Source organism: Thalassotalea sp. G20_0, assembly GCF_017744175.1.
Taxonomy (GTDB): domain Bacteria; phylum Pseudomonadota; class Gammaproteobacteria; order Pseudomonadales; family Endozoicomonadaceae; genus Endozoicomonas.
Genome location: NZ_JAGHQV010000138.1, coordinates 1 through 2,883, shown reverse-complemented (window position 1 = coordinate 2,883; position 2,883 = coordinate 1). Strand labels below are relative to the sequence as shown.

3 protein-coding genes are annotated in these 2,883 nt (G+C 52.4%); all 3 read left to right on the top strand.

The genetic code is table 11. The annotated features are described in order from the left end of the window. Positions 1-80: 80 nt before the first annotated feature. Genes J7438_RS24980 through J7438_RS24970 form a run of 3 tightly spaced genes read left to right on the top strand, consistent with a single transcriptional unit; the run spans position 81 to position 2,873 of the window. Positions 81-332, top strand: coding sequence for a hypothetical protein (locus J7438_RS24980; RefSeq protein ID WP_209278761.1), 252 nt, complete (start codon positions 81-83; stop codon positions 330-332). Further along, entirely contained in the window at positions 329-1,324 is a 996-nt protein-coding gene (locus J7438_RS24975) for a primase-helicase zinc-binding domain-containing protein (RefSeq protein ID WP_209278760.1), read from the top strand. Before J7438_RS24980 ends, J7438_RS24975 begins: the two co-directional genes overlap by 4 nt. After that, positions 1,311-2,873: a YfjI family protein gene (locus tag J7438_RS24970; RefSeq protein WP_209278759.1), complete on the top strand. Its 1,563-nt coding sequence runs from the start codon at positions 1,311-1,313 to the stop codon at positions 2,871-2,873. The genes J7438_RS24975 and J7438_RS24970 overlap by 14 nt, the downstream gene beginning before the upstream one ends. Positions 2,874-2,883 lie beyond the last annotated feature (10 nt).

Here is a 2,883-nt window from a genome sequence, read left to right as displayed (position 1 = left end):
AGCGCAGCCAGAGCAAAAGCCGAGGCTGTCTTGGATTGCTTTGAGGTTAAGACCGGCCTGACGGAGCAGGAGGGCGAGCAATGAAAGCCCCCCTGCACTACAGAAAGCAGATGGAAAAGCGTTATCCGAACAACTGGCCAATGGAGGCCTTCACCTTCTGGGTTGATTACCACTGGAAGAACGGGAACGAACCCACCTATGAACAGTGGGAGAAGCACCAGGCAAGGCAGCAGGCCTACAACAAACACAAGGCAAACCGTGTTCAGGCATCCAGGAAAGTTGGCCTTGAAACCCTGAAGCTACTGTATGGCAAGTTGGAGGCTGACCAGTGAGAGCCCGACTATTTACAGAGCAGGTAAAACTAACCTCTGCCGGACAGTGGGACAGCGTGTTACAGGCCGTGTGTGGGCTTACCGATGACGAGGTGAACCCACGCAAGAACAACATGCCTTGTCCTGCCTGTGGTGGGAGGGATCGGTATTCGTTTATGAGTATCGAGGACGGTAATTACATCTGTCGTCAGTGTGGATCTGGTGACGGTTTGAACCTGATGATGAAAGTTCTGGAGTGCTCATTTACGGAAGCGGTGGAGCATACCGCCCGTTATCTGGGTATTGAACGCCAGTCATACAGCAATCAGGCACAAGCGACAGTACAACTGGCAAGGATTCAGGACGTCAACCGGGAAAGGCGACAGGAACAGCAGCAGGCAGCAGCCAGAGAGAAGCAACAGCAGCAGGCACAGGCACAACAGCGAGCCGCCTACCTTCTGGCCACCGCCAAACCAGCAAGCCCCCTGCATCCGTACCTTGTGCGAAAACAGCTCCCGCCCCTTGGGTTACAGCAGCAAGGCAGTCTATTGCTGGTGGGCTTATACAGCCACGGTCATACACTGGTAAACATTGAGTACATCAATCCCCAGGGTAAAAAATTCGGGCTCAAACACGGGCAACGCCAAGGGGTGTATCACCGTTTCGGCCGGGATGCCTGGACAGTCTATGTGTGTGAAGGATGGGCAACGGGAGCGAGCATATACCTGATGGATAATCAGGCTGTGAGAGTTTATGCAGCCATGGGGAAGGGGAATCTTGAAACTGTCGCCCACATTGCCAGAGAACAGAACCCTGAAAGCCGGTTAGTGCTGGCAGCAGACAACGACACTCATCTCATCAACAACCCCGGACTGACCGACGCTATCAAAGCAGCGGAACAGGTAGGAGCACTGGTAATGTTCCCCCCTGCCGCAGCACCGGCCAGCAAACAAGGAATGGACTTCTCAGACTACTACCTTGCCAACGGAGGGCTATCTTATGGCTCTATGTGATTCTCCGAATGTTGCTGTCCTTAAACCAGGCGATACAGCCGCCGCCATTCAGCAAGCCAATGCAGCAGCAGGCCAACCCGCTATCAGTTGGCCAGAGCTGAAACCCCTTAATAATAATCTGCTACCCGTCGAACCCATTACACCGGATATGTTGCCTGATGAACTGGCTGATTGGCTGGTGGACATCGTGGAGCGTATGGACAATGCACCCTATGAGTATGCAGCAGTAGCAGTTATCTCTGTCTTGGGTAGCCTGATTGGTCGCAAGGTGAGTGTACGGCCAAAACAGTTTGATGACTGGACGGTTATCCCGAACCTGTGGGGTTGCTGTGTGGGCAGGCCAAGCCAGAAGAAAAGCCCGGTTATCAAGTCCGCAACCAAACCATTAACCCGATTGGAAGCAGCCGCAAGAGAGCAGCAAAAAGAAGACCTGAAGCGATACCAGGCACAAGAGAAAATAAACAACATGGCAACCAAGGAGGCAGAGAAGGAAGCCGCCAAACTGGTCAAGAACAAGAAGTTTGACGAAGCCGAAGCCCTGTTGATGGACGACAGTTCAGACCCAGAGAAGCCGGTCAGCAGACGCTACATCGTCAACGATGCCACAGTAGAGAAGCTGGGCATTCTGTTATCAGAAAACCCGTGGGGCTTGCTGATGTTTCGTGACGAGCTCTATGGATGGATAGCAGGCCTTAACCGTGATGACAGACAGCAGGATAGAGCTTTCTGGCTGGAAGCCTTCAACGGTGACGGTACATTCAGCTATGACCGGGTAACAAGAGAGGATGTTTATATCCCTTCCAATACCGTCTCACTACTCGGAGGCATTCAGCCAGGGCGACTACTCCCCTTGCTAATGAGTCAGCGTGAAGGATCGGGCGACGACGGATTGGTAGAACGCTTTCAACTTCTGGTTTATCCCGATGGTGGAGAGTTCAGGCATACCGACAGACAGCCCAACAAAGCCCTTCAGGAAAAAGCTTATCAGGTATTTCGTCGATTGGATGAGATTGAGTACAGCCCAGAGGAAGAAGACCGGCCAACACTGCGATTCGATGAACAAGGACAAGCCGTGTTTAACCGCTGGTACTGCGATCTAATGACCCGGGTAAGCGGGAAAGGTATCAGCCTGCACATGGAAAGCCACTTAGGAAAATACCCTTCTCTGATGCCTGCACTTGCCCTGATCTTCCATGTCATCAAACACGGCGACACAGGCAGCATAGGCAAGCAATCGGCTGAAATGGCTATTCATTGGTGTGAGGTATTGGAGACACATGCCAACAGGGTTTATTCACTGGCTGATGATCCACTGGCAGGAGCTCGCATTCTGAAAGACAGGCTCAATAAGCTACCGGCATCCTTCAAGACAAAAGACCTTAGTGACAAAGGCTGGACAGGACTGACAGAACCGGCAGACAGGGACAAGGCTTTGAACTGGCTGGAGCTTCACGGCTATCTCTACAGGGAGGAAGTGAAGAAAGGGCAAGGCCGACCAGTCGTGACCTATCACATCAACCCGGCATGTATTTCTGACGAGGAAGAGTAAGCAGAAAACA